The sequence below is a fragment of the Pseudotabrizicola sp. 4114 genome (assembly GCF_031457365.1).
GTDB lineage: Bacteria > Pseudomonadota > Alphaproteobacteria > Rhodobacterales > Rhodobacteraceae > Pseudotabrizicola.
In genome coordinates this window covers 442,557-468,661 of sequence record NZ_JAVDWP010000001.1, presented here as the reverse complement: position 1 = coordinate 468,661, position 26,105 = coordinate 442,557, and the positions used below count along the sequence as shown (strand labels likewise).

General features: G+C 65.2%; 28 protein-coding genes. 10 read left to right on the top strand and 18 right to left on the bottom strand.

What is annotated here, in order from left to right; translation table 11 throughout:
* Positions 1-53 precede the first annotated feature (53 nt).
* The 9 genes from J2X53_RS02370 to tolQ all read right to left on the bottom strand — a co-directional run bounded on the left by J2X53_RS02370 (position 54) and on the right by tolQ (position 9,333).
* Positions 54-653 (bottom strand): sulfurase, encoded by a 600-nt coding sequence (locus J2X53_RS02370; protein WP_349035868.1) that lies wholly within the window; start codon positions 651-653, stop codon positions 54-56.
* Between the two features lie 72 nt (positions 654-725).
* The gene (gene ftsH, locus J2X53_RS02365) at positions 726-2,633 is read right to left on the bottom strand and encodes an ATP-dependent zinc metalloprotease FtsH (RefSeq protein WP_349036285.1); all 1,908 of its coding nucleotides are present in this window, start codon (positions 2,631-2,633) and stop codon (positions 726-728) included.
* 79 nt (positions 2,634-2,712) lie between these two features.
* Complete coding sequence (gene tilS / locus J2X53_RS02360; RefSeq protein WP_349035867.1) at positions 2,713-3,975, bottom strand: tRNA lysidine(34) synthetase TilS; 1,263 nt, start codon at positions 3,973-3,975, stop codon at positions 2,713-2,715.
* Positions 3,966-4,826: a tol-pal system protein YbgF gene (ybgF, locus tag J2X53_RS02355; protein WP_349035866.1), complete on the bottom strand. Its 861-nt coding sequence runs from the start codon at positions 4,824-4,826 to the stop codon at positions 3,966-3,968. Before ybgF ends, tilS begins: the two co-directional genes overlap by 10 nt.
* A 4-nt stretch (positions 4,827-4,830) precedes the next feature.
* Positions 4,831-5,373: a peptidoglycan-associated lipoprotein Pal gene (gene pal, locus J2X53_RS02350; protein ID WP_349035865.1), complete on the bottom strand. Its 543-nt coding sequence runs from the start codon at positions 5,371-5,373 to the stop codon at positions 4,831-4,833.
* A gap of 82 nt (positions 5,374-5,455) precedes the next feature.
* A complete protein-coding gene (gene tolB / locus J2X53_RS02345; RefSeq protein WP_349036284.1) occupies positions 5,456-6,745 on the bottom strand; it encodes a Tol-Pal system beta propeller repeat protein TolB in 1,290 nt (429 codons plus the stop codon).
* Between the two features lie 184 nt (positions 6,746-6,929).
* Positions 6,930-8,138, bottom strand: a complete 1,209-nt coding sequence (locus tag J2X53_RS02340) for a cell envelope biogenesis protein TolA (protein WP_349035864.1) — start codon at positions 8,136-8,138, stop codon at positions 6,930-6,932.
* 25 nt (positions 8,139-8,163) lie between these two features.
* The gene (gene tolR / locus J2X53_RS02335) at positions 8,164-8,634 is read right to left on the bottom strand and encodes a protein TolR (protein WP_349035863.1); all 471 of its coding nucleotides are present in this window, start codon (positions 8,632-8,634) and stop codon (positions 8,164-8,166) included.
* Positions 8,635-8,637: 3 nt separating this feature from the next.
* On the bottom strand, positions 8,638-9,333 hold the full coding sequence (gene tolQ / locus J2X53_RS02330) for a protein TolQ (protein WP_349035862.1): 696 nt from the start codon (positions 9,331-9,333) through the stop codon (positions 8,638-8,640).
* Between the two features lie 357 nt (positions 9,334-9,690).
* On the opposite strand from tolQ, the gene J2X53_RS02325 reads away from it, so the two are divergent.
* Together J2X53_RS02325 and J2X53_RS02320 are read left to right on the top strand one after the other, a co-directional pair.
* On the top strand, positions 9,691-10,152 hold the full coding sequence (locus J2X53_RS02325) for a hypothetical protein (RefSeq protein ID WP_349035861.1): 462 nt from the start codon (positions 9,691-9,693) through the stop codon (positions 10,150-10,152).
* A complete protein-coding gene (locus tag J2X53_RS02320; protein ID WP_349035860.1) occupies positions 10,133-10,585 on the top strand; it encodes a hypothetical protein in 453 nt (150 codons plus the stop codon). Before J2X53_RS02325 ends, J2X53_RS02320 begins: the two co-directional genes overlap by 20 nt.
* Before the next feature lie 123 nt (positions 10,586-10,708).
* Here the strand turns inward: J2X53_RS02320 and ybgC are convergent, their stop codons facing one another.
* Positions 10,709-11,131, bottom strand: a complete 423-nt coding sequence (ybgC, locus tag J2X53_RS02315; protein ID WP_349035859.1) for a tol-pal system-associated acyl-CoA thioesterase — start codon at positions 11,129-11,131, stop codon at positions 10,709-10,711.
* A 71-nt stretch (positions 11,132-11,202) separates the two neighbouring features.
* On the opposite strand from ybgC, the gene J2X53_RS02310 reads away from it, so the two are divergent.
* Complete coding sequence (locus tag J2X53_RS02310; protein ID WP_349035858.1) at positions 11,203-11,652, top strand: CreA family protein; 450 nt, start codon at positions 11,203-11,205, stop codon at positions 11,650-11,652.
* On the opposite strand, the gene J2X53_RS02305 is transcribed toward J2X53_RS02310, so the two are convergent.
* A complete protein-coding gene (locus J2X53_RS02305) occupies positions 11,627-12,259 on the bottom strand; it encodes a hypothetical protein (protein WP_349035857.1) in 633 nt (210 codons plus the stop codon). The two genes, J2X53_RS02310 and J2X53_RS02305, sit on opposite strands and share 26 nt — an antisense overlap.
* Before the next feature lie 150 nt (positions 12,260-12,409).
* Between J2X53_RS02305 and dnaG the strand changes: the two genes are divergently transcribed.
* From dnaG to ribD, 6 genes are all read left to right on the top strand, one after another.
* Positions 12,410-14,392: a DNA primase gene (dnaG, locus tag J2X53_RS02300; protein WP_349035856.1), complete on the top strand. Its 1,983-nt coding sequence runs from the start codon at positions 12,410-12,412 to the stop codon at positions 14,390-14,392.
* A 124-nt stretch (positions 14,393-14,516) separates the two neighbouring features.
* Positions 14,517-16,529, top strand: a complete 2,013-nt coding sequence (gene rpoD, locus J2X53_RS02295; protein WP_349035855.1) for an RNA polymerase sigma factor RpoD — start codon at positions 14,517-14,519, stop codon at positions 16,527-16,529.
* A gap of 2 nt (positions 16,530-16,531) precedes the next feature.
* The gene (locus J2X53_RS02290) at positions 16,532-16,915 is read left to right on the top strand and encodes a hypothetical protein (RefSeq protein WP_349035854.1); all 384 of its coding nucleotides are present in this window, start codon (positions 16,532-16,534) and stop codon (positions 16,913-16,915) included.
* Between the two features lie 227 nt (positions 16,916-17,142).
* Positions 17,143-17,421 (top strand): HlyU family transcriptional regulator, encoded by a 279-nt coding sequence (locus J2X53_RS02285; protein WP_349035853.1) that lies wholly within the window; start codon positions 17,143-17,145, stop codon positions 17,419-17,421.
* A 268-nt stretch (positions 17,422-17,689) separates the two neighbouring features.
* Positions 17,690-18,157, top strand: a complete 468-nt coding sequence (nrdR, locus tag J2X53_RS02280) for a transcriptional regulator NrdR (RefSeq protein ID WP_118150506.1) — start codon at positions 17,690-17,692, stop codon at positions 18,155-18,157.
* Positions 18,158-18,177: 20 nt separating this feature from the next.
* Positions 18,178-19,245, top strand: a complete 1,068-nt coding sequence (ribD, locus tag J2X53_RS02275) for a bifunctional diaminohydroxyphosphoribosylaminopyrimidine deaminase/5-amino-6-(5-phosphoribosylamino)uracil reductase RibD (protein ID WP_349036283.1) — start codon at positions 18,178-18,180, stop codon at positions 19,243-19,245.
* 57 nt (positions 19,246-19,302) lie between these two features.
* Here ribD and ruvB read toward each other — a convergent pair whose 3' ends face one another.
* The 4 genes from ruvB to ruvC all read right to left on the bottom strand — a co-directional run bounded on the left by ruvB (position 19,303) and on the right by ruvC (position 22,647).
* On the bottom strand, positions 19,303-20,331 hold the full coding sequence (gene ruvB, locus J2X53_RS02270; RefSeq protein WP_349035852.1) for a Holliday junction branch migration DNA helicase RuvB: 1,029 nt from the start codon (positions 20,329-20,331) through the stop codon (positions 19,303-19,305).
* Positions 20,332-20,389: 58 nt separating this feature from the next.
* Positions 20,390-21,304, bottom strand: coding sequence for a zinc metalloprotease HtpX (gene htpX / locus J2X53_RS02265; RefSeq protein ID WP_349035851.1), 915 nt, complete (start codon positions 21,302-21,304; stop codon positions 20,390-20,392).
* A gap of 135 nt (positions 21,305-21,439) precedes the next feature.
* Positions 21,440-22,138: a Holliday junction branch migration protein RuvA gene (gene ruvA, locus J2X53_RS02260; protein WP_349035850.1), complete on the bottom strand. Its 699-nt coding sequence runs from the start codon at positions 22,136-22,138 to the stop codon at positions 21,440-21,442.
* Complete coding sequence (gene ruvC / locus J2X53_RS02255) at positions 22,135-22,647, bottom strand: crossover junction endodeoxyribonuclease RuvC (protein ID WP_349035849.1); 513 nt, start codon at positions 22,645-22,647, stop codon at positions 22,135-22,137. Before ruvC ends, ruvA begins: the two co-directional genes overlap by 4 nt.
* A 347-nt stretch (positions 22,648-22,994) precedes the next feature.
* Between ruvC and J2X53_RS02250 the strand changes: the two genes are divergently transcribed.
* Positions 22,995-23,198 carry a DUF1127 domain-containing protein gene (locus tag J2X53_RS02250; RefSeq protein ID WP_349035848.1) on the top strand — a complete coding sequence of 68 codons (204 nt, stop codon included), beginning with the start codon at positions 22,995-22,997 and terminating at the stop codon, positions 23,196-23,198.
* Between the two features lie 106 nt (positions 23,199-23,304).
* On the opposite strand, the gene J2X53_RS02245 is transcribed toward J2X53_RS02250, so the two are convergent.
* From J2X53_RS02245 to J2X53_RS02235, 3 genes are all read right to left on the bottom strand, one after another.
* On the bottom strand, positions 23,305-23,670 hold the full coding sequence (locus J2X53_RS02245) for a hypothetical protein (RefSeq protein ID WP_349035847.1): 366 nt from the start codon (positions 23,668-23,670) through the stop codon (positions 23,305-23,307).
* A gap of 106 nt (positions 23,671-23,776) precedes the next feature.
* Positions 23,777-24,673: a 50S ribosomal protein L11 methyltransferase gene (locus tag J2X53_RS02240; protein ID WP_349036282.1), complete on the bottom strand. Its 897-nt coding sequence runs from the start codon at positions 24,671-24,673 to the stop codon at positions 23,777-23,779.
* A gap of 250 nt (positions 24,674-24,923) precedes the next feature.
* Positions 24,924-26,099, bottom strand: coding sequence for a geranylgeranyl reductase family protein (locus tag J2X53_RS02235; protein ID WP_349035846.1), 1,176 nt, complete (start codon positions 26,097-26,099; stop codon positions 24,924-24,926).
* Positions 26,100-26,105 lie beyond the last annotated feature (6 nt).

Below are 26,105 nucleotides of genomic sequence, written 5' to 3'. Positions count from 1 at the left end.
GCCTGCGACACAGGCATTTCCGACCTGTCGCCAGCAAAAATCGCCGCAAACCGCTATCCGCGCCGCGCTTCGGCCAGATGCGCCCAGACCGGCTGGTCGGGCACGTACAGCGAAATCGCCTCACCCAGACTGAAAACCCCTTCGCGCTCCACCCAGGCGGTGATGCCGCGCCGTCCGTTGGCCGCCGTCTTGAACTTGGCGCCAAAGCCGGGGTGTGCTGCTTCAATCGGTTTGCCGGGCAGCACGCAGGGGCGGTTTTCCATATCCACCACCAGCGTTGCCCCCGCCTCACCTTGCAGGCGCGACGATGGCGGCAGATGTGTGAAATCCGGCAGGCCTTCGATCACCATCGTTGCCCCCACCAGCGCAGGGTCGAGCGTCTCCAGCCCCATACGCTGCGCGATCTGCGCCAGATCCTCTGCCCCCATCACCGAAAACTGCCGGGTGTTGCGGATCACTGTATCGCGCGGATACAGCGCCTTGACCCGGCTGCAGGCGGGCCGCGTCAGCCCGCCATGCGCCTCGCCCATCGGCCCGTCAAAATGCGCGCGCAAGGTTGCCACCGGCTCTGCCTGCAACTGCCGCGCTCGGTCGGGCACCACGCCCAGCCAGATGATCCGCCCCACAAAACCGGTCGGTTTCAACGCCGCCATTCCCCACCCCTTTTGCGCAAATAAAAACCCCCGGAGCCGTCAGGCTCCGGGGGTATGTCAATCAACCGGGTATCAGGCCGTCGGCTCCGGCTCCAGCCCGCCGGTGGCTTTCGGCTTCAGCTTGGGGATCGACGGAATCGACGCCAGTCCGCCGCCCGAGGCTGGTTTGTCGGCATCGTCATCGCCACCCAGCTTTTCACCGGCAACCACCTTTTTGATCTCGTCGCCGGTCAGCGTTTCATATTCCAGCAGACCCTGCGCCAGACGCTCAAACTCGGTGTTCTTTTCGATCAGGATGCGCCGCGCGGTTTCATAGCCTTCGTCGATCAGGCGTTTCACTTCCTGCTCGATCAGCCGCTTGGTCTCGGCTGAGACCGAGAAGCCGCCGGTATTGCCGGAATAGCCCTCTGCCGCTTCGGCATAGTCGATATTGCCGACCACATCCGACATCCCCCAGCGCAGCACCATGGCGCGCGCCAGAGCCGAGGCTTGCTGAATGTCACCCGAAGGCCCGTTCGACACCGAATCCTCACCCCATTTGATGATCTCGGCGGCTTTCCCGGCCATGGTCATCGCGATGCGCTGTTCGCACTGATCGCGGTGCCAGTTCAGACGGTCCATCTCCGGCAGGCTCATCACCATACCCAGCGCACCGCCGCGCGGAATGATCGTTGCCTTGTAGACCGGGTCACACTTCGGCAAAGCCATGCCGACAACGGCGTGGCCAGCTTCGTGATAGGCGGTCATTTCCTTCTGGTCCTGCGTCAGCACCATCGAGCGGCGCTCGGCCCCCATCATCACCTTGTCTTTGGCATTCTCGAAATCGTCCATCGCGACAAAGCGACGGCCAATACGCGCGGCCATCAAAGCCGCCTCATTCACAAGGTTCATCAGATCAGCGCCCGAGAATCCGGGGGTGCCGCGCGCAATCGTGCGCAGATCAACATCCGGCCCCAGCGGCACCTTGCGGGCATGCACACCCAGAATCTTCTCACGCCCTTTGATGTCGGGATTTGGCACGTGAATCTGGCGGTCAAACCGGCCCGGACGCAGCAAGGCAGGGTCCAGCACGTCTTTGCGGTTGGTGGCGGCGACGATGATCACCCCCTCATTCGCCTCAAACCCGTCCATCTCGACCAGAAGCTGGTTCAGCGTCTGCTCGCGCTCATCATTGCCGCCACCGATGCCGACGCCCCGGGCACGGCCCACAGCGTCAATCTCGTCGATGAACACGATGCAGGGCGCGTTCTTTTTCGCCTGCTCGAACATGTCGCGCACCCGGGATGCGCCGACGCCCACGAACATCTCGACAAAGTCGGAACCAGAGATGGTAAAGAACGGCACGCCTGCCTCGCCGGCAATCGCGCGGGCCAGCAGGGTCTTACCTGTACCGGGCGGGCCAACCAGCAGCGCGCCCTTGGGGATCTTGCCACCAAGGCGGCTGAATTTCTGCGGGTTGCGCAGAAATTCGACAATTTCCTCAAGCTCTTCCTTGGCCTCATCAATCCCGGCCACGTCGTCAAACGTCACCCGGCCATGCTTTTCGGTCAGCAATTTGGCGCGCGACTTGCCAAAGCCCATCGCCCCGCCTTTGCCACCGCCCTGCATCCGGTTCATAAAAAAGATCCAGACCCCGATCAGCAACAGGAACGGCAGGAACGTCATCAGGATCGAGACGAAACCCGATTGCTGCTGCGCCTCGGCCCGCACTTCTACACCCTTGGCGACCAGCCGGTCGGTCACATCGGTGCCCTGCGGCACGATGGCGGCATAGGTATTGCCGTCACTGCCGCGCACCTGCAGCCGTTCGCCGTCGATGACCACGCTGGACACCTGACCCGCATCCACGCGCTGCACGAAATCCGAATAGGAGATCTGGCGCGACGAGGTGGCGGTCTGATTCCCGCTGAAAAGATTGAACAGCGCCAGGATCAGAAAAAACAGAACGACCCAGAATGCGATATTTCGTGCATTGCCCACGCAAGCGTCTCCCCACATGTCCGCCGCCCGGAACGGGGCGACGGTCTTCTTTCCTAAGATAGACAGAACGGCGCTGGGTTCAATGCGATAACAGGAATAAGCCAAAACCTGCCGTCAATGTCGCAGCAAATTCTTTACCAGACGTTAATCCTGATGCGAGGGCCGGGGCCGCCAGCAGCCGGTCCCCCAGCCAGACCCCCGGCGTGACCAGTGCGGCCTCGCGCGCGATCCCGCCCGCGCGCCAATCGGGCAGCTGCGCCAGCCCCTGCGCGCCCACCGCCCGCACCACGCCCGCGCCCGGCCCCGTCACCCGCCAGCGCCCGTCCCACACCGCACCCAAAGCCACCTCCCGCCCCAGCGCGCGCGGCTCGCGCAGCAAGAGCGCACGGCCCTTGCGATGCACCAGCCGGCTGCCCCACAGCGTGCCGTCCCGCCCGTCGCGCAAGCCCTGCACCATCCGCGCCAGCGCCCCGGCACGTGGCGGATAGTCGGCCCCCGACAGCCACATCAGCCCCGCCTGTACCAGCCGCCGCGCCAGCTCATCCGGCAATGCGGCAAAGCCCGCCCGGTCCATCTCCAGCGCACCCGCCCGCTCCACCACCAGCCGCTCAGCCGCACCGGCCACCAGCCCGCGCAGATCGGCCTGCACCGCCGCCAGATTGCGCGCCACCGTCGCCAGCCCGGTCGAGGTGATCCCCACCGCAGCCAGACCCGCCAGCGCAGCCCGCATCTTCACCCGGTCAAAGGCCGGGTCCTCATTGCTGGGGTCATCCACAAACCACAGCCCGCGTCGCTGCAAAAACCCACGCAACCCCGCCCGTGTCACCGCCAGCAAAGGCCGGTGAAACGCCACCCCCCCCTGCTGCCAGCCGGGACGCATGCCCGCCAGCCCGTCCAGCCCCGCCGCCCGCGCCAGCCCCAGCAGCACGGTTTCCGCCTGATCATCCGCCGTATGCGCCACCAGCACCGCGCCGATACCGCGCCTTCGCGCCCAATCGGCCAGCAGGCCATAGCGCGCGCGCCGCGCCGCTGCCATCAGATTGCCCTCGACCGCGCCATGCGCCCAGACCAGCACCTCATGCGGCAGCCCCAGCCCGGCGCAAACCTGCCCGACCTGCGCCGCCTCTGCCGCCGCCCCGGCGCGCAGGCCATGGTCCACCGTCGCCACCGCCAAGGGCCGCTGCGCCACCGCCTGCATCAGATGCAGCATCGCCATCGAATCGCCGCCGCCCGACACCGCCAACCCGACACTGCCCTGCCCCGGAATCAATGAAAGCGCCCGACGGGCGCTTTCAATCAGATCAAGGTCAGTGACCGTCCGGTCCGGGTCGCTCACTGGCATTGATACCCTTGCATCGCCACCTGTGCCTGCGTTGCCGCCAGACTGCCGGGATAGCGCGTGCCCACCTCGATCAGCGTCACGCAGGCTTCCGGCGTCTGCCCCAGCACACCCAGGGACTCACCCAGCTTCAACAGCGACTCGGCGGCAAACGGTCCGTCCGGGTTCACCGAAAACGCCTCCAGATAGGCCCGCGCCGCATTCGAGGTTTCCCCCAGTTGCACCAAGGCTTCCCCCCGGCTGAACTGCGCCTCCTGGCTCAGCGGCGAGCCAGGATAGGATTGGGTAAAGGTCGCAAAGAGGTCCGCGGCGGTGCGAAAGTCACCTTGACCGAGCACCGCCCGGGCCCGGTCAAAATCCGCCTGCTCGCCCACCGCCAGCTCCACCCCGCCCGCAACCGGGCCGGTCGGCTCTTCGATCACCACCGCATTGGGCGATTGCGCCGGGGCCGCAGCCCCACCGCCACCGCCACCGCCGCTATCGCCGCCCAACAGCGGCGTGGTGCCGACCGAGGCAATGTCACAACCCGGCGTCACTTCGCACAGCCGGAATTCCAGATCGCCGATCCGGTTGGTCCCATCGCTGACCACCCGGTTCAGCCGCAGCTCGATCTCTTCGGCCCGCGCGGTCAGCCGCGACAGTTCCGCCTCCATCGCATCCATCCGCTGCAACGCCGAGCCACCGGCCAGCGCCCCGCCAGAGGCCCCGGACTGCACCAGTTCCGCCTTCAGCCCGTTGAACGCGGCAGAAAGCGAGCCGAGCTCGGCCCGGATATCGGCCAGCGTCTGCGCGTTGGCCTGCGAAAACGCAGGCCCCGCCATCAACACCAGCGCCGTTACGGCAGCCCGCAGCATCCGCTTACGCCCCCGCGCCCATCGACAGCACCGTCACCGAGCGCCGGTTCTGCGAATAGCAGGCCTCGGTCGAGCACACTTCAATCGGGCGCTCCTTGCCATAGCTCACCGTGCGCATCCGGCCTGCAGGCACGCCTTGCGAAATCAGGTAGTTCTGCACCGCAGCCGCCCGGCGAGCGCCCAGCGACAGGTTGTATTCGCGCGTGCCCTGCTCATCGGCATGGCCTTCGATGATCACCGCATAAGAGGCGTTGGTCATCAGCCATTGCGCCTGCCCCGACAGCACCTGACGCGCCTGATCGGTCAGCGTGTGCTGATCCACCGGGAACAGCACGCGGTCGCCGACGCGCTGGTTGAAATAGGCAATCGACTGCGGATTGTTCGGATCACCCAGACCCGTGGTGTCAACAAAACCACCGCCCATGCCGCCGCCCGCACCACCTGCGCCGCCCGCACCGGCACCACCAGCGCCAAAACGGTCAGGGTTGTTACAGGCTGCCAGCCCAAAGGCAGCGACAAGGAGAAGGGCCTTGGGAAGAAGCGACATATTCAGTTTCCTTTATTCCTGGCTCGATGCCATGATCTTATCAGAGTTTGCGCGCCCTGTGAATCGGGCGCGCCATTTCAGCTCAGGGCAAAAGCGGCGACCACGCCGGGTCAGATGCCGCACCGTCCGTCGGGATCTGACGCAGGTTGCGCCCGGAAATATCCACCGAATACAGCGCCGCCGATCCGCCTGCCCCGCTGGTTTCGCGGGTGAACATGATCACCCGGCCATTCGGGGCCCAGGTCGGGCCTTCATCCAGAAACGACGCCGTCAGCAACCGCTCTTCCGAACCATCGGTGCGCATCACGCCGATGTGGAACCGGCCCTGATGCTGCTTGGTGAAGGCGATCATGTCGCCGCGCGGCGACCAGACCGGGGTGCTGTAGCGCCCCTGCCCGTTTGAGACCCGCCGCGCCTCACCGCCGCCTGCGGGCATGATATACAGCTGCTGCGTGCCGGAACGGTCGCTTTCAAACACGATCTGGCTGCCATCCGGGCTGAAGCTCGGCGCGGTCTCAATCGACGGCGCATTGGTCAGCTGGCTCAGATTGCCCGAGCCCACGGTCAGCATATACAGGTCCGAATTGCCGCCGCGCTCCAGCGAGAACACCACACGCCCGCCATCGGGCGAAAAGCGTGGCGCGAATGTCATCGTGCCCTGCTGCTCGGCCAGCGTCTGGGTGCGCAATGACCCCACATCCATCAGCGTAATACGCGGAAAGCCGGTGGCATAGCTGGTGTACAGAATACGGTCGCCGGTGGGCGAGAACCGGGGCGCCAGCACGATGGACGACGAGTCGGTCAGATACTGCACATTGGCACCGTCGTAATCCATCACCGCCAGCCGCTTCAGCCGCTGGTTCTTTGGCCCGGATTCGCTGACAAACACCACGCGGGTATCAAAATACCCGCCCTCGCCGGTGATCCGGCTATAGGCGGCATCCGCCACCTTATGCGCCATCCGCCGCCAGGTCTGGGTGGTGCCGGCAAATTGCAGCCCCTCGCCCAGTTGCTGGCCGCTGAACACGTCAAACAGCCGGAACTTCACCACGATCCGGTCGCCCGAAACCGTCACCGCCCCGGTGATCACCGCCTGCGCGTTGATCGCCTTCCAGTCCTCATAGCCGATAGAGCTGTCAAAGCTGCTGACCCGCGCGATATGCGCCTCGCGCGGGATCTCGCGGAACAATCCGGTGCCGGACAGATCGCTGGCGATAACGCGGGCGATGTTGCGCGCGTATTCGCCTGCGCCGCCCTCATCAACAAAATCTGGCACCGCAAACGGCAGGGGTTCAATCACCCCTTCGGTGATCTCGATGCGCAACGGCCCGGATTGAGCCTGTGCCGGGCTCTGCGCCCCGAACAGGCTCATCAAGACGATAGCCAGAACGGGGGCCAGAACCGGCGCAAGGGCGGGAATCAGAAAGCGTTTTACTGTCATCATGGCCTCGGGTTGTCCTCGGTCTGTTGCGGGCAGCATAGCGCAGCCATCGCCGGGGTCAGGGGGAAAAGGAACAGGCATTGCTCCGTTTCGGCAAAATCTGGCGTAAACGTGATCATCGCATCCGCATCCCGTCAGGATTGAACACAAGCTCCATCTCACGCCATTGGTCATATTTGTCGGCCGGCAGCGGGAAACCGCGCGCGCCACAGCGGATAATCGCCCGCCGCGCCGCTTCAAATGCGCCACGCGCGCCCGCCTCAGAGCCGCCGGTCGAGTCGATCAGACGGATCGAGCCTGCATCCGGCACCCCGTTCTGCGCCACCGAGACATACACCACCACGGTCGTGCGCAAGGCATCCGACGACAGCGAGCCGACGTTCCAGCACTGCTGCACCGCCACGCGCAAGGCATCCCGCTCGCCGCTGGTCATCGGCGGCCCCTGCGGCGCATTGGTGGCGCCGCCGGTCGGGGCCGGATCTTCTGCCGCCAAAGCCTCGGCCAGCGCTGCCGCCACGGCATCGGCATTGGTGTCAGGTGTCGGCGCAGGCGTGGGGGTTGGCGCGGGATCCGGCGTTGCCGCCGCCGTCTGGGTCGGCGGTGCTTCACTGCGCACCGGGCGGCCACGCGGGCGCGGGCTGCTTGGCGGCGCGCCAGAGGCTTCGACCTGCTCGGTCTGGTTGGCCTCGGTCTCCAGCACGGTGCCCGCCTCTTCGGGCTGCGCCTCGGGCTCTTCGGGCTCCACCACCTCGGGCTCATCGACCGGGTCCGGCGTCACCGCCTCGACCGGGGCCTCGGCCACATCGACCACCGGCTCGGGCGCATCCACCGGCACCGGAGCCACGCGCGGCGCGGGCTTGGGCCGGGGGCTGGCGGTCGGCGGCAACGGCACTTCGGGGATCGGGTCCGGGTCCACCGGCAACGGCAGCGCATCGGCCACGCCGTTGTTTTCCGGCAACGGATCAGGCACGGGTTCCGGCTCTGGCACAGGCTCCGGCTCGGCCACCGGCGCAGGCAGGTCCGGCACCACCGGCGGCGGCGGCTCTACGACCGGCTCAGGCTCAGGCTCAGGCTCAGGCTCAGGCGCAGGCGCAGGCTCCGGCTCTGCCGCAGGCGGCTCGGGCGCGGGTTCCGGCGCAGGCGCAGGCTCCGGCGTCGAGGGCGCCGCCGCCACCATCGCGTCAAATTCGGCGGATGAGATCAGCGACACCTCCGCCACCTCGACCGGCGGAGCATCCTTGCGCGTGAACAGCCAATCCCCCAGCATCACCCAGAGGATCAAAGCCGCATGGCCAGCGCCGGAAATGAGGGTGCCCGTCTGCATTGCGCGTGCGTTTTCCCAATCGGCCTTAGTTGCCGCTGCCGTTCATCGCAGGCCCGTCCGTATCGGTCACCAGACCGATCGAGTTGAACCCGCCCGCATTCAGCGCGCCCATGACTTCCGCCACCCGCTGATAGGGGATCGCCCCATCGGCACGCAAAAACACCTTGTTGCTGGTCCGCTCTGCCGCAATCGCCGTCAGCCGCAGAATCAGCTCATCAATCGCCACATCGGTATTCTGAATCAGGGTCCGCCCGTCCGCCGTCAGCGTGATGGTCAGTGGCTCTTCCTGCTCGGTCGGCAAGGCACTCGCCGCCGTGCGCGGCAGCTCCACCGGAACCCCCACCGTCAGCATCGGCGCGGCCACCATGAAGATGATCAGCAGCACCAGCATCACATCGACAAACGGCGTGATGTTGATCTCGGCCATCGCCGCCGACTTGCCCCGGCGACGGCGGCCCGACCCGCCGCCAGATTTCTGTTGAACCCCGCCCGCCATGGCTCAGGTGTCCAGCTGGCGCGACAGGATGGTCGCGAATTCATCGGCAAAGCTCTCATAGCCGCCCAGAATCCGCTCACTGTCAGAGTTCAGCTTGTTGTAGAACACCACCGCTGGAATAGCGGCAACCAGACCGATGCCGGTCGCCAGCAACGCCTCGGCAATGCCGGGGGCCACAACGGCCAGGTTGGTGTTCTGGCTGATGGCGATCTGCTCAAAGCTGTGCTTGATGCCCCAGACCGTGCCGAACAGCCCGATGAACGGCGCAGTTGCACCAGTGGTCGCCAGAAACGACAGCCCGGTGTTCAGCCGCTCGCTCTCACGCGCGATGGCCACGTTCATCGCCCGGTCGATCCGGGCCTGCGCGCCCGCGATCAGCGCGCCATCCTGCCGGTGGCTGCGCCGCCATTCCATCATCCCGGCAGCAAAGATCTTTTCGCTCGCCCCCTCGGGCGTCGGCCCGATCTTTTCAAACAGCTCGTCCAGCGGCTCGCCCGACCAGAACGCGCGGTCAAACACCTCGGCCTCCCGGCGCGCGGCGCGATAGATGATATGGCGCTGCACGATGGTCGCCCAGGACCAGAACGACATCACCATCAGCATCAGCATGACGACCTTCACCGTCAGCGTTGCGCGTGCAAAAAGGGCGATCAAGGAGAAATCAATCTCCTGCGCCATCGCAAGGGTTTCGGTTTCCATTACGCCTGCTCTTGTTATCGGGGCCTTGTTGACCGCCTGTTAGCAGTGATTCTATCCGGATTTGAAGCGGATTGCCAACACAACTGCGTCACAAGGCGGCAGATGGCTGAAACATCCTGTAACAGGCAAAGGGCGCGGGCCGGCTCGGGCAGTCGTCAGGCGGACAGGAGCCACGCGGCTGGACCGGCGGCACGGCGGCACGCAGCCTCCTGCCCTGTCTGCGCAAATCCGCCGGTGTGCGTCTCAGACCCGGACGCGCGTCGGGTTTCCATTGCTCACCCGGATTTCTCTTTTAATGTGGCACCATAGGAAGCCGGGACCGCTCCGCGCCTCCCCCACGATGCGTCTGGAGGAAACATGAACGCTCTCAAAATGTCTGGACCAGGCGTGATCGCCGCAAGCATGTTGCTGTCGGCGGCTCCCCTCCATGCCGAGGATTACGACCCGCGCAGCGGGATGTATCAAGGCGACTCCGGCCAGAATCTGAGCGTTCTGCTCACCCCCCTGTCCGAAGCGCGCTACGCGATCGACATCACCACAACCGTCCCGATGACCGGTGATCTGCCGGGATGCGGCGGCGGCATCAGCGGGGAGTTGGTCATCGAAGCGGAGGCAGAGACAGCTACCCTTGAGGTCCCGAATGAGGGATTTGTCGCCAGCGAAAAGGTGTCGCAGACGAACCAGGAGTTCTGCCGGATCAATCTGCAGTTTCTCGATGCCTACACCCTCCGCATGGAAGAAGTGTCCGGCTGCACCTATTATCACGGCGCGGCCTGCAGCTTCAGCGGCGATGTCGTCCATGACGCCAGCGGGATATGACCGGATGATCGCCGCCCCCCTGCTCCGACCCCGACATGGCGTCTTGGCCTGCCTGCTTTTGCTGGCCGCCTGTCAGGAGGATGTGACCCATGCCGACCTGTCATCGCCGGACGGCGATCATCATGTCGTTGTCAAGGAATGCCCACGAAGAGGCTCGGTCTTCCTGTCGGGGGATACCAGCATTCAGGTGTCCATCCTTCCCGCAGGCGTTTCCGAGGACTGCAACGCCTTCATGAATTCGCTGTATCAGTTTGAGGCCTATGCGCCTGCCGAACAGCTGGAGCTGGAGTGGATTTCGCCGACGGAGCTGCGCACATGGCATCCGGGCTTTGACCACAACTCCTGGCCGGGGCCCCTCAGATCGTCAGGAACGAGTCCGGTCACGGTGACCTTTTCGCCAAAGGCACCGCCGTCAGAAACGACGGCGGACTGACCGCCAGAGGTGCGAGCCAACGCCCCCCAGACCCCGTCCTCGCCTCCCTCAAGCGTTAAAACTTCGTTAAAATCAACCTATCAACCTCTTGATTTTACTCGCACAAACACCCTTCCCCCTGTGTTACACACCCCCCTGCAACACAGCCCTCACCCCGGCCGGTATCCTTACGGCCCCCTTCTCAGATCCCAGACAGACCAGCACCACCCGGGCCGCAAACAACCGTTCCTCCCCGCGCCAGACCGCCTGATCCAGCACGATCTTGGCGCCCCCCAGCTCTACCAGTTCCGTGGTCACCACCAACTGATCCTCAAAGACCGCCGGCCGCAGATAATCCGCCTCCACCCGCCGCACGGCAAAAACGATGCCCTCCTCCGCCCGCAGCCGCGCCTGATCGACCCCGCAGGCCCGCACCCATTCGCTGCGGCCCCGCTCGATGAATTTCAGATAGTTGGCGTAATAGACGATGCCCGCCAGATCTGTATCCTCATAGTAGACCCGGACCTCAAACCGATGCGCGCCCCTCTTTCCACTCTGCACAGCCATCCCCTTTTCCAATCCCACGGAACCCGCCCCGCCGCACCACGTTACCCCCCGTCCTGAACCGGAGACCCCCCATGCACCGCGCCGCCCTTCTGCTCGCCCTGACCCTCGCCACCCCGAGCCTTGCCGAAGAAGTCGGCCGTGTCGGCGTTGACTGGGTCGGCAATGACATCATCATCGAAAGCGTGGCTGACCCCAAAGTGCAAGGCGTCACCTGCCACCTCGCCTATTTCGACCGCTCGCTGATCGACCGGCTGTCGAACGGCAACTGGTTCGAGGATCCGTCTTACTCCGCTGTCGATTGCGTGCAGACCGGCCCGATCACCATCGGCGATATTGATGACGACAAAAGCGGCGAGACCGTGTTTTCCGAACGCCAGTCGCTGATCCTCAAATCCCTGCGCATCACCCGGATTTATGACGCAAAGAACAGCGCCCTGATCTACCTCGCCCACGCCAACGAACTGACCGAAGGCTCCGGCAAGATGTCGATCTCGGTCATCCCCGTCCCTCCGTCAAACTGATCCGCGCCGCCAGCCGCAACGCGTGGCTGGCATCGCGCGCCACCACCGGCATCATCGGGCCATAGGCCGCCCGGATCACCCCGGCAATGTCAGGCTTCAGCACCGCCGCGCCATCCACCATCCCCAATGGCGATGCCCCGGCAAACGCCCGCTCGCTCCATGACAAAACCGTCTGCACCGCCTGCGACAACGCCAAGGTCTCGGCGGGCAGGTCGCTCAGATGCGCATCCATCCGCACCAGCACGAAACAGGCCTTGATCGCCCCCGCCGCGTCAAACCGGAACACCCGGTACTGGTTGGCTTCTGCTGCCTCCAGCCGGTCCAGCAGCGCGGGCAGACCTTCGATCAGCCGGCCCAGACCGGGCACCCCGCGCAGCTCATCCCAGTCGCGCACGAAAAACACCATCAGGTTCGCGCCCAGCTCAGGGTCGGTCTCGTCGATGCTGTGCCCGGCCAAGGCCACCACCGCCTCGACCGCGCCCTTGATCACCCCCAGCGTGGCATCATCCACCCCGAACACCACCGGCACGATGGGCCGCCCCCAGCGGGCGCACAAATAGCTGCCATCCGCCCGCGTGAACAAAGCCCCGATCTGATCCGCGTCCATATCCGCCCCCATTTCGCTGCCCCGCCCTTACCGCCGCCAGCCACCACAGACAACGCCCCCGCATTGCTGCTTTCAAAATACTCCCGCCGGAGGCGTCCGAAGCCGCCGCCCGCGCTGGACTCGAAAGCCCGGAACCCCGATATAGACCCCATGTCCCTGCCACCCGGTTTCCTTGATGAATTGCGCACCCGGATCTCGCTCTCACAAGTCGTGGGGCGCAAGGTCACCTGGGACATGCGCAAGTCGAACATGGCCAAGGGCGATTGGTGGGCCCCCTGCCCGTTTCATCAGGAAAAATCCGCCAGCTTTCATGTCGATGACCGCAAGGGGTTTTACTACTGCTTCGGCTGCCATGCCAAAGGCGACGTGCTGACCTTCATCAAGGAGTCCGAAAACACCGGCTTCATGGAGGCGGTGGAGATTCTGGCGCGCGAGGCCGGAATGCAGATGCCCGCCCGCGACCCACGTGCGGCGGAAAAGCAGGATCACCGCACCCAGCTGGCGCAGGTGATGGAAGAGGCGGTGAAATGGTTCCGCCTGCAGCTGAAAACCGGCGCCGCCGCCGATGCCCGCGCCTATATCGCCAAACGCGGGTTGTCCGAGGCGGCGGTGGAGCGGTGGGAGATCGGCTTTGCCCCGGATGGCTGGCACGGGCTTCAACTGGCCATGAAGCAAAAGGGGGTTTCCGATGACCTTCTGGTGGCCTCGGGGCTGTGCGCCAAGTCCGACAAGGGCGGCGAGCCTTATGACCGCTTTCGCAACCGCATCATTTTCCCCATCCGCGATGCCCGGGGCCGGGCAATTTCGCTGGGTGGCCGGGCGATGGACCCGAAAGACAACGCCAAATACCTCAACGGGCCGGAAACCGAGCTGTTCGACAAGGGCCGCAACCTCTACAATCACGCCCCGGCGCGTGAGGCGGCGGGCAAGGGCCAGCCGCTGATCGTGGCCGAAGGCTATATGGATGTGATCGCCCTGTCCGAGGCCGGGTTTCAGGCCACCGTCGCGCCCCTCGGCACCGCCGTCACCGAAGACCAGCTGCGCCTGATGTGGCGCATCGCGGATGAGCCGGTGATCGCCCTTGATGGCGACACGGCGGGCATCCGGGCCGCTTTGCGGGTGATCGACCTCGCCCTGCCGCTGCTGGAGGCGGGCAAGGGCCTGCGCTTTGCCGTGCTGCCACCGGGGCTGGACCCCGATGACCTGATCAAGCAGCAGGGCGCGCCTGCGATGCAAAAGGTGATCGACACCGCCCAGCCGATGGTCAGCCTGCTGTGGCGACGCGAGACCGAGGGCAAGAATTTCGACAGCCCCGAACGCAAGGCCGCACTGGACAAAACCCTGCGCGCAGCACTCAAACGCATCGCAGATCCGTCGATCCGGGGTCACTACGGCGAGGAAATCAAGCGCCTGCGCGGCGATCTGTTCGGCACCAATGCCCGCCCGTTTGCCCCCTTTACCCCGCGCGCGCCCCGCGCGCCGTGGCAGCCGGGCCAAAGGGGCAAGCCGTTCCAACCCGTCGCGCCGATGGCCAGCACCAAGCTGTCCCTGCTCGCCACTCCCGAGGGTCTGGTGCAGGACACCCTGCGCGAGGCGGTGGTGCTTGCCGCCTGCATCCACCACCCCAGCCTGATCGCCCGGTTCGAATCAGCGCTGGAGCGGCTGGATTTCATCGGTCATGGCCATGACATGCTGCGCAGCCTGATCCTCTATCACCAGTCCGCGCCCGATCTGCCGGGGCTGCTGATGACCGAGGCGCCGCTGCCGACCGAAGCCGTTTTGCTGCACCCCCATGTCCGCATCACCGCCGCCATCGGACCGGGCGCCCCGGACGACGCCGCCGAGCATTGTCTGGCCGAAGCCTTGGCCCGGTTGCAGGCTGATCGCGCGCACAGACTTGAAATTGCCGATGCAGAAGACGATGTAACAGGCGTGGCTGACGAAGGCCTGACCTGGCGCGTGTCCAAAGCCGCCGAGGCCCGCCACTCCGCCGCCCGTGGTCCACAGGATGCCAAGGGCGAATCAGTCATTGCACCGAACGGTGTGGAACTGGACCGTGATGAGCTGACCCGCGCCCGTTCGCTGCACGACTCCATTGATTTCACCCGTGGCGGGCGTGGTGGTAAGCAATGAGTAACCCTTTTCCCGACCAATCGGGCAAGAAAATGCAGACTCCGACCTTTATCCCGGCGTGATTCGCGGTATTGATTCGGAAACGTCCGCACCGATTCGCCCTTCGCGCCCTCAAGGAGCACCCATGGCCCTGAAAGACACCGACGACGGCAAACCCGAAGCAGACGAGGCCGATGTCTCTCTCGACATGAGCCAGACCGCCGTCAAGAAGATGATCGCCGACGCCCGCGAGCGTGGCTACATCACTTACGAGCAGCTCAATCAGGTCATGCCGCCGGAACAGGTGTCGTCGGAACAGATCGAAGATGTCATGTCGATGCTGTCCGAAATGGGCATCAACGTGATCGAGGATGACGAGGTTGAAGACGCCGATCCGGTGATCGGCGGCGATCTGGTCGAAACCACCTCTACCTCGCGCGAAGTGGCGGTTGCAGGCTCTACCACCGAAACGCTCGACCGCACCGATGACCCGGTACGGATGTACCTGCGCGAGATGGGCAGCGTGGAACTGCTGTCGCGTGAGGGCGAGATCGCCATCGCCAAGCGGATCGAGGCCGGTCGCAACACGATGATCCTGGGCCTGTGCGAAAGCCCGCTGACCTTTCAGGCCATCACGATCTGGCGTGACGAACTGCTGAACGAAGACATCCTGTTGCGCGACGTGATCGACCTCGAGGCCACCTTTGGCCGCAGCCTCGATGGCGAAGAAGACATGGACGGCCCCATCGGTGCCCCCGGTCTGGAAGGCGTGGACGTGTCCGCCGCCGCCACCCCGCGCCGGACGGAATCGTCAGAGCCCGAGCTGGATGCCGACGGCAACCCGCTGATGCGCAGCGATGATGACGATGATGATGACGAAGCGTCGAACATGTCGCTGGCCGCGATGGAAGCGGCGCTGAAGCCAAAGGTTCTGGAAACCCTCGCCGTCATCGCGCGCGATTATGTCAAGCTGGCCGATATGCAGGAAGCGCGGATGACCGCCACCCTGTCCGAAAAAGCCCGCTTCTCCGCCACCGATGAAGCCGCCTATCAGAAACTGCGCTCGGAAATCGTGGTGCTGGTGAACGAACTTCACCTGCACAACAACCGGATCGAAGCACTGATCGACCAGCTTTATGGCATCAACCGCAAGATCATGACCATCAACTCGGGCATGGTCAAACTCGCCGATGCCGCCCGCATCAACCGCCGCGAATTCATCGACGAATATCAGGGCTATGAGCTGGACCCGTCATGGTGCGACCGCATGGCCGCCAAGGGCGGTCGCGGCTGGCAGGCGCTGATGGAACGCTCGCGCGACAAGGTCGAAGAACTGCGCGCCGAGATGGCCGTGGTCGGCCAGTATATCGGCGTCGACATTTCCGAATTCCGCCGCATCGTCAATCAGGTGCAAAAGGGCGAGAAAGAGGCGCGTCAAGCCAAGAAGGAAATGGTCGAGGCAAACCTGCGCCTCGTGATCTCCATCGCCAAGAAATACACCAACCGCGGCTTGCAGTTCCTTGATCTTATTCAGGAAGGCAACATTGGTCTGATGAAGGCCGTCGATAAATTCGAATACCGTCGCGGCTATAAATTCTCGACCTACGCCACCTGGTGGATCCGTCAGGCGATCACCCGGTCCATCGCGGATCAGGCCCGCACGATCCGGATTCCGGTCCACATGATCGAGACGATCAACAAACTGGTCCGCACCGGCCGCCAGATGCTGCACGAAATCGGCCGCGAGCCGACGCCGGAAGAACTGGCCGAAAAGCTGCAGATGCCGCTGGAAAAGGTCCGCAAGGTGATGAAGATCGCCAAGGAACCGATTTCGCTGGAAACCCCGATCGGCGACGAGGAAGACAGCCAGCTTGGCGACTTCATCGAAGACAAGAACGCGATCCTGCCGCTGGACAGCGCCATTCAGGAAAACCTGAAGGAAACCACGACCCGCGTTCTGGCCTCGCTCACCCCGCGCGAAGAACGCGTCCTGCGCATGCGCTTTGGCATCGGCATGAACACCGACCACACGCTGGAAGAGGTAGGCCAGCAGTTCAGCGTGACGCGCGAACGGATCCGGCAGATCGAGGCGAAAGCGCTTAGGAAGCTGAAGCACCCGAGCCGGAGCCGGAAGCTGCGGTCGTTCCTGGATCAGTGACGATGCACCGCAAAGTCTCTGCGCTCACAAAAGAACGCGCCTTTGCGACAATTAAGATTGTCGCAAAGGCGTCTTTGGCTGGTGAGCTGGCCCTTACCTATTCCGAACTGGCGCGCAGACTTGGCATGTCGAAAGTCAACGGCCAAGGTCTCAGCAGCTATCTCAACGAAGCCGCTGCACTCTGTGCCGAACACGGACATCCAAATGTTTCAGTACTGGTCGTGTCAAAGGACAGCCTTGATAGCGGTGCGCCAATGCCGTCAGAGGGTTCTTTCGCCGATGGGTTCTACGCCAGCACTGGACTAACGCGAGATGACATTCCCGCAGAGCAAAGCCGCGTCAGAGCATATGATTGGCGGTCCGTCAGGTCTTTGAACCTCGACTAACATGATTTTCAGTCTTCGTTGAACCCACCCATCCTGCCGCTCCGCCCGTCACCCGCGCGGACGTTCCCCGCCCCGGCCTGTCAAACCCATCCGTAAGGCGGGGTTCACCCCGCCGCGCGCCTCATGAGACCAATGGCGGAGTGAACCCCGCCCTACACCATCCGAAAGACGTGCTGGAAATTTTCCGGTACCGCTATCATTATGGTCCCTGAAACACCGGAGCCCCCATGACCTCATTCCTCTCCCGCCTGTTCGGCAAATCCACCACCGCACCCGCCGCTGCTGAACCCGTTCTGCACAACGACTTCCGTATTTTCCCCGAGCCGATCAAAGAGGGCAGCGTGTTTCGCATCGCAGCCCGTATCGAAAAGACCTTTGGCGACGAGGTCAAAACCCACCAGCTGATCCGTGCCGACACCCGTCCCAGCCTTGATGACGCGACCGGGGCCAGCATCGCCAAGGCAAAGCAGGCCATCGACCAGTTGGGTGATGCCTTGTTTTCCTGAACCATCCCTTGACGCTGTGCGCGGCGTGCGGGCGCTTGTGCCGCCCGACGCACGTGTCATGCGCAAAGCCATACGTCCGCCATACGCATCCCAGCCGCAAACCCGTCCCTCCTGAGTCTCCGACGCCACACATGCCCCCCCAGATCATGTGCCTGCAACTTCACCCTAGCCCAGATCGCCGACTTCCCCCTATAGTTCGTGGATACATACCCGGGGCAACACCGGGACCAGAGGCAGGCATATCAACGAACAAGCGAGGAGGGAGCCAATGCGCTGCCCATTCTGCGGCAATATCGACACCCAGGTCAAAGACTCGCGCCCGGCCGAGGATCACGTCGCCATCCGGCGGCGGCGGTTCTGCCCGGCCTGTGGCGGGCGCTTTACCACCTATGAACGCGTGCAGTTGCGCGACCTCGTGGTGATCAAATCCTCCGGCAAACGCGAAGATTTTGATCGCGGCAAGCTCGAACGCGCGATCCGCATTTCCATGCAAAAGCGCCCGATTGACCCCGAGCGCATCGACCAGATGATCTCCGGCATCGTCCGCAGGCTGGAATCCATCGGCGACACCGATATCCCGTCGCGCACCATCGGTGACATCGTGATGGAAAGCCTCGCCCGGATCGACACCGTGGCTTATGTCCGCTTTGCCAGCGTTTACAAGAACTTCCAGGCCGCCGACGACTTCGACAAATTCGTCAGCGAACTCCGGCCCGGAGAAAAAACCGAAGAGTGAACCCGACAGACGACACCCATATGGCCCACGCCCTCGCGCTTGCCGCGCGGGGGCTTGGCCGCACCTGGCCCAACCCGGCGGTGGGCTGCGTGATCGTGCGCGAGGGGCGCATACTGGGCCGGGGCTGGACCCAGCCGGGCGGCCGACCGCATGCCGAACGCCGCGCGCTGGACATGGCGGGCGATGCGCAGGGGGCAACCGCCTATGTTACGCTGGAGCCCTGCGCCCATCACGGCCACACCCCGCCCTGTTCCGAAGCGCTGATCGCCACCCGCGTTGCCCGCGTGGTGACCGCCCTCACTGATCCCGACCCGCGTGTGTCGGGCAAGGGGCATGCCATGCTGCGCGCAGCGGGGATCGCGGTTACCGAAAATATCCTTGTAGAACAAGCCACTCGCCTGAACGCAGGGTTCCTCAAGCGCGTGACCAAAGGCCTGCCTTTCGTCACCCTGAAACTCGCCACCACCATCGACGGGCGCATCGCCACCGCCAGCGGCGAGTCGCGCTGGATCACCGGCCCGCAGGCCCGCCGCTATGTACATGGTCTGCGCCTGAGCCATGATGCGGTGATGGTCGGCTCCGGCACCGCCCGCGCCGATGACCCCGATCTGACCGCGCGCGACCTCGGGGCCACCCATCAGCCGCTGCGCATCCTGTTGGACCGCACCCTGTCGCACCGCCCCGACAGCCGCCTTGGCGCCACCGCACGCCAGCATCCGGTCTGGATCCTCCACGCCCCCGACGCGCCCCATGCCGCCCAACAGGCCTGGGCCGCCACTGGCGCGCGCCTGCTGCCCTGCCCCGCACCACAGGGCCGGCTGGACATGACAGCGGCGCTGCGCCTGCTCGCCGCCGAAGGCATCACCCGGATCCTGAGCGAAGGCGGCGGAACCATCGCCGCCGCCCTGATCGCAGGCGGCCTTGTCGATGACCTGATCCACCTGAGCGCGGGCAAACTGATCGGCGCGGACGGCACCGCCGCCCTTGGCCCGCTCAAACTGACCCGCCTCGCCGACGCCCCCGCCTTCCGGCTGATCGGTCACGAAACTCTTGGTCCCGACACCCTCAGCCACTTGTCGCGCGCCTGAGGTCTTGCACCTTTTGAAAATACTCCCGCGCGGAGCGCTTCCACATCGGCCACAGGCTCACCCCTCGAACAGATCACCCTGCCCCGGCGTCCTTGGCGCTTCCAGCCCCAGATGCCGCCACGCCTTGGTCCCCAGCATCCGCCCGCGCGGGGTGCGCAGGATCAGGCCCTGTTGCAAAAGATAGGGCTCGATCACCTCTTCGATCGCATCGCGCGGCTCGCTCAGGGCCGCTGCAATCGTCTCCACCCCCACCGGGCCGCCGCCGTAATTCTCGGCCAGCAGCACCAGATAGCGCCGGTCGGCCCCGTCCAGCCCCAGATGATCGACCCCCAGCCGCGTCAGCGCCCGGTCGGCCAGCGCGCGGCTGATCCGCCCGCCCTCTTCCACCAGCGCGAAATCCACCACCCGGCGTAGCAGGCGCCCCGCAATACGCGGCGTGCCCCGGGCGCGGCGGGCAATCTCGCGACAGCCCTCGGGTTCGGCCTGCACGCCCAACAGACGCGCCCCGCGCGTCACGATCTCGAACAACTCGGCTTCGGTGTAAAACTCCAGCCGGGTCGGAATGCCAAAGCGGTCACGCAGCGGCGTGGTAAGCAAACCCAGCCGCGTGGTGGCCCCCACCAGCGTAAACGGTTGTAATTCAATGCGAACCGTACGCGCAGCAGGCCCTTCACCGATCACCAGATCCAGCGCGAAATCCTCCAGCGCCGGATAAAGCACTTCCTCCACCACGGGGGAAAGCCGGTGAATTTCGTCGATGAACAGCACATCGCGCGGCTCCAGATTGGTCAGGATCGCCGCCAGATCACCCGGCTTGGCCAGCACCGGGCCAGAGGTCATGCGAAACCCCACCCCCAGCTCGCGCGCCATGATCTGCGCCAGTGTGGTCTTGCCCAAGCCCGGCGGGCCGTGAAACAGCGTGTGGTCCATCGCCTCGCCGCGCATCTTCGCGGCTTCGATGAACACGCGCAGATTGGCCCGCGCCTCCTGCTGGCCAATAAACTCGTCCAGCCCTTGCGGGCGCAAGGCGCGGTCAGTGTCTTCGGGCAGGCGCTCGGGGCGCAGGGCGGGGTCTGGCTGCAACATGGCGGAACAATCCCCGAACGCCGGGGGTTTTGCAAGCGGTCAGATCACGCCCCCCGCATCAGGCCCATGGCCCCGATTTCGGCGCAACGCGCGCGCCCGCACGCGGCACCGAAGACCGTGACACCGAAGACTGCGCCACCGGCTGCATCGCCTCCAGCGCGGCAATCCGGTTGGCGGTGTTGGGGTGGGTGGAAAACAGCCTGTCATGCGCATGGGCATGCAGCGGGTTGATGATGAACATATGCGCGATCGCCGGATTGCGCTCGGCCGCGTTGTTGTCGATGCCCTTGGCAAAGGCCTCGATCTTGCGCAGCGCCGCCGCCAGCCAGGACGGATTGCCGCAGATCTCGGCCCCGACCCGGTCCGCCTCATACTCGCGCGAGCGGGAAATCGCCATCTGCACCAGGGCCGCCGCCAAGGGGGCCAGGATCATCAGCGCGATGGTGCCGATCATGCCGCCGGGCCGGTCACGGCTGCCGCCAAAGAACAGCGCGAAATTGGCCAGCATCGAAATTGCCCCGGCAAAGGTCGCGGTGACCGTCATGATCAGCGTGTCGCGGTTGCGGATATGCGCCAGCTCATGCGCCATCACCGCCGCCACCTCTTCCTCGCTCAGCCGCCGCAACAGCCCCGTGGTCGCTGCCACCGCCGCATTCTCGGGGTTGCGCCCGGTGGCAAAGGCATTGGGCTGGTCGGTGTCGATCACATAGACCTTTGGCCGCGGCATGCCCGCACCATCGGCCAGCCGGTTGACCATCCGCACCAGAGCCGGTGCGCTGGTCTCATCCACCGCCTTGGCCCCGGTCATCGACAACACGGCCTTGTCCGAGTTCCAGTACGCGAACACATTCATCGCTGCGGCGATGGCCAGTGCAATCACCGCCCCGCTGGCCCCGCCCAGCATCGCGCCCAATCCCATGAACAACGCCGTCAGCGCCGCCATCAGCATGAATGTCTTGACGTATCCGCCCATCACAAACCCCTGTGTCACAGCCCCTGATATGGGAAATGCCAGCGCCCTTGAAAAGAGCCACGCCCCCGACAGGCCCTGAATTGCAGCTTTTCCAAATACTCCGGGGGGGCCCGCAGGGCGGGGGGCAGCGCCCCCCTACTTCGGTGCCAGCAGGCGCAGCGCCTTGCGGATCAGCGTGGCGGTGTCCGCCTCCGGCTCTTCGCCTGCGACGGTGGCGACCGCCTGCGCGGCATCACCGTGCCCGTAGCCCAGGTTCAGCAGCGCCGACAGCGCGTCGGCGGTAAAGCCTGCGCGCCGGGCCGGGCCCTCATCAGCCCGGGCCGCCTTCTTCGGGGCGGCCCGGGCCGGGGCCACCGCCTCCGCCGCCATATCCTCAATCACCTGCTCATCCACCTCGGCCCGCGCCGACAGGCTGACGCCCGCCGCCATCACTGCCGGAGCCTTGGCCTTCAGCTCCAGAATGACCCGCTGCGCCAGTTTCGGCCCGACGCCGGGGGCCGCCTGCACCGCCCGCGCATCGCCCAGCGTGATCGCCCGTGCGACCCCTTCGGGCCCGAGCGCGCCCAGAATCGCCAAGGCCGCCTTGGCGCCCACACCCTGAACCGTGACCAACAGCCGGTGCCATTCCTTTTCCAGCATGGTCGGAAAGCCGAACAGCTGCAGCAGATCCTCACGCACCAGCAGTTCGGTATAGAGCGACACCGGCTCGCCCAGCAGCGGCAGGCCGGCAAGGGTGCGGTCCGACACATGCACGATATAGCCCACGCCGCGCACGTCGATCAGCACCTCGCCTGATCCCCGCCAGTCCAGCCGGCCCGAGATTTTTCCGATCATCCTGCAGCCCTTTTCAATGCGGCCTCCAGCCGGCCCGATGATTGCAGATGATGCGCGTGGCAGATCGCGATGGCCAGCGCATCGGCGGCGTCGGCCCCCGCGATCACCACGCCCGGCAGTTGCAGACGCACCATATGATCCACCTGCACCTTGGCCGCGTGCCCGACGCCCACCACGCATTTCTTGACCGCATTGGGCGCGTATTCCCCGACCGCCAGCCCGAATTGCGCCGGAACCAGCAGCGCAATGCCGCGCGCCTGTCCCAGTTTCAACGTCGCCACCGCGTCCTTGTTCACAAACGTATGCTCCACGGCGGCAGAATCGGGCTGCCAGACCCGCAAGACCTCGGTCAGTTGGGCGTGCAGGCTGCGCAGACGCTCGGCCAAAGACGCTTCGCGCCCGTCGGAATGACAGATGCCATTGGCGACATGGGTGATGCGCGCGCCTGCCACGTCGATCACGCCCCAGCCAAGGTTTCGCAACCCCGGATCGATTCCCAGCACCCGCATACCTGCCTTCGCCCCCGTTTTCCGGTTGTCCTGCTTTTTCAAGAGCTAGCACGAAAGGGGAACATTCGCCAAGCCAATTCCCCAGGGCCCGTGACGGCCCCGCCTGACCCTGCGCTTTGGTCACACACCTGTTACGCAGTCGCAGCAAAAGCGACCTTCGGCGCGTGATTGGCGACCAAACGACCCGGGACCCTTAAAATCAAGGCGGAATTGGGGCGAAGGCCCATGCAATTGGCGCATGGCTGCCATGCCAAGTGGCTATCTTGCTTTGCGCATGCCGCATCGTTATCTGGCAGAGCGAGGGCAAAAGTGCCTCTCACATAAGCAGTTTAAAAAGGATAACCGCCATGGCCGCCTATGAGACGACCCGCACGGCGCCGTTCGGCGCCATCTCGATTTTCCGCGCTGTTCAGGGCGTCAGCAGCATGTTTGCCGCTGTGTCTGCCTGGAACGACGCCCGCGTGACCCGTAAAGCCCTGTCCCGTCTGTCGGACCGTGAGCTGGACGATATCGGCCTGTGCCGCGGCGACATCGAGACTCTGACCCGCTGAACCTTTGGCTGACGGCCAATGGCTTCGCCCAAGGATCAGCCGAATACAAAGGCCGCCGAGCATCGCTCTGGCGGCCTTTTTGGTGTGCCCGTCGTGCCGGAACGGATCAGCCCTCGACACGCCCGAACAGCGCGATCTGGCGGGCCACAGCCAAGGTGACCGGGTCAGCCTGCATCAGCCAGCCGCCAATGCGATCAATCCCCTGCCCCGCCAACAGCCCAGCGACGCGCGCCTCATAGGCCGCTGCACCCAGTTGGTTCAGAAGCAGCGCCTTGAGCAAGGTGCCGAACACCAGCGCAAAGACCAGCGGACGCAGGACCGGCACACGCCACCTGCGACGATATCTTGGATCAGAGCGGGTGTAAAAAGATCGTCCAAGCGTGCCCTCGGCCTCAAAGCCATGGCCTTTGGCGCGGGCGTTTTGAATACGCGCAATGCGGGTGTTGAATTCTGTGATGCTTGGGTCAGACATGACCAGTCTCCACACTCATACGCCCCACCCTGTCAGGGTAGGGCGAAAATGTGGCAGCTTTCGGGCAATAAAGGCGGCTTTCCGGCGACAATCGCCGGCCTTTGTCTCACAAACGCCGCATAACCAGCGTGGACCATTCGCCGATATCCTCGCGCGCGGCCGGCTCAAACCCGGCCGCGACATAGGCCGCTGTGACCGCTTCGGCCTGCACCACCAGCAGCCCCGACAGGATGCACACGCCCCCCGGTGCCAGATGCGCCGCCATCGGCGGGGCCAGCTCGATCAGCGGACCTTTCAGGATATTGGCAAAGACCAGATCATAGGGCGCCGCCTCGGCCAGACGCGGATGGGCAAAACCCGCCGCCTCCATGCATTCGATCCGGCCGTCCAGCCCGTTGATCGCCACATTGGCGCGGGCCACATCCACCGCCACCTCGTCAATGTCACTGGCCAGCACCAGCGCATCCGGCAGAACCGCCGCCGCCGCCATCGCCAGAACGGCGGTGCCACAGCCGATGTCGGCCACTTTTGCAGGTGCGAAGCCATCGCTGAACAACCGGTCAAAGGCGCGCAGACACCCCAGCGTGGTGCCATGGTGGCCGGTGCCAAAGGCCACCGTCGCCTCGATCTGCAACGCCACACGGTCCGGCCCCAGATCTGCAGCGCGCTCCGCATCATGGCTGCCGAACACAAAGAACCGTCCGGCCTCGACCGGGGCAAGCTCGCGCCGCACCTTGGCCACCCAGTCGATCTCCGGCAGTTCCGAAATCGCAAAGGGTTTGGCCCCATGCGCCGCGCCAAGCGCGTCCAGCATTCCGGCGTCGGGTTGATCCAGGAAGTACGACCCCACCTCCCACAGCCCCGACTCGTCCTCAATCTCGAACGCGCCCACACCATAGGGCGGGGGCTCCATCGCCTCGATCGCTTCGGCCAGGGCCTTGGCCGCCGCCTCACCCGGCAGGGTGGTCAGCGCGGTAAAGGTGCGCTGCGCCTGTTCGGTCACGCTGAACGGGGTCGCGCCAAACGCCTCGGCCAGCACGTCAAGCAACGTGGCATCCGGCTCTTTGGCAAACAGCCCGACCACGCGGGCAAGGCCCGGCATCTCGGCATCATCATAGATTTCCACTTCCAGCGGCTCGGGCTGCATCCGCTCCAGCGCTTGGGCCAAGGCCTCGGCGGCATCGTCACCGGCAAGGGTGGTCAGGGCTGTGTAAGTGGGCATGGCAAAACCTCTGGCATGTGCGTCACTGGCCCTAGCTGCCGCTGCCGCTGGCGTCAAGGTGACTGGAACCGGCGCGCGCCCGCAGCACGCGCCACGCCACCCCGGCCAGTCGGCGCGGGCCAAGGTCAGCATAATCCATCTCGCCCGCCAGCAGCGCCAGATAGCGGCGCTGGAAATGGTCCGATGTCGCAAGCGCCCGCAGCAGGCGCGGCTGCAGCAGCGGGTGATACACCAGCTTTGCCAGCAGGCGCGCCCGCACCAGCTCGGCCCGGATCGGGTGCATCCGGTGCTGATAGCGCGTTAGCGCGGTCTGTGGGGCGCCCGCCTGCAACGCCTCTGCCGCCGCCTCTGCCGCCAGCTGCCCCGACAGGATCGCCCAGCCGATGCCCTCGCCGGTGATCGGGTCAACCAGCCCCGCCGCATCACCTGCCAGCAGCACCGCGCCCCGCCCCGGCACCGCCCGCGACGCGCCCGAAGGCAGATGGTGACCCTTGATCTTGACGGCAGCAGGGTCCACACCCCGCGCCCGCAGCCACGCGTGAAAGCGCGGGCGCATATCCTTGTCCTGCACTGATACCCCGCCGATGCCCAAGGTACGCCCCTGCGCCTTTGGAAAGTCCCAGCCATAGCCCCAGGGCAGCGCGGTCATGTCCAGCTCGGTCTCCGGCCCCGGTGGGCCCGGCACCTCTGCCTCCAGCGCAAAGCCGATGGTGGCGGGGTCAATCGCCCGGCCAAACAGGGCGCGGGCCACGCCGGAATGAACGCCATCGGCACCGATCATCATGGGGGCGGTCAGCACCTGACCATCCGCCAGCGTGACCCGCCCGGCCTGCGGCGCACACTCGTTCAGGCGCTGGCCGCAAAAATCCTGCGCGCCCGCAGCAATCGCCCGGGCGCGCAACTCGGCATCAAAGGCAGCCCGCATGGTCATGTAGATCGGCGGCGTATGGTCCAGCCGTGCGAGTGTGGTGGTGCCGTCCGAGAACCGCACCGCCCGGCTGATATGGAACACCCCCTCCGGCAGATCGCCGAACACCGCCTGCGCATGGGCATGCGCCCGCGCGGTCACGCCGCCGCCGCACAGCTTGTCACGGGGAAACGCGGCCTTGTCGATCAGCGCCACCCGCAAGCCTGCGCGAACAGCGGTGACCGCAGCAGCCGACCCCGCAGGCCCGGCCCCGATCACCAGCACATCATGGCTGGCCAAGGGGCT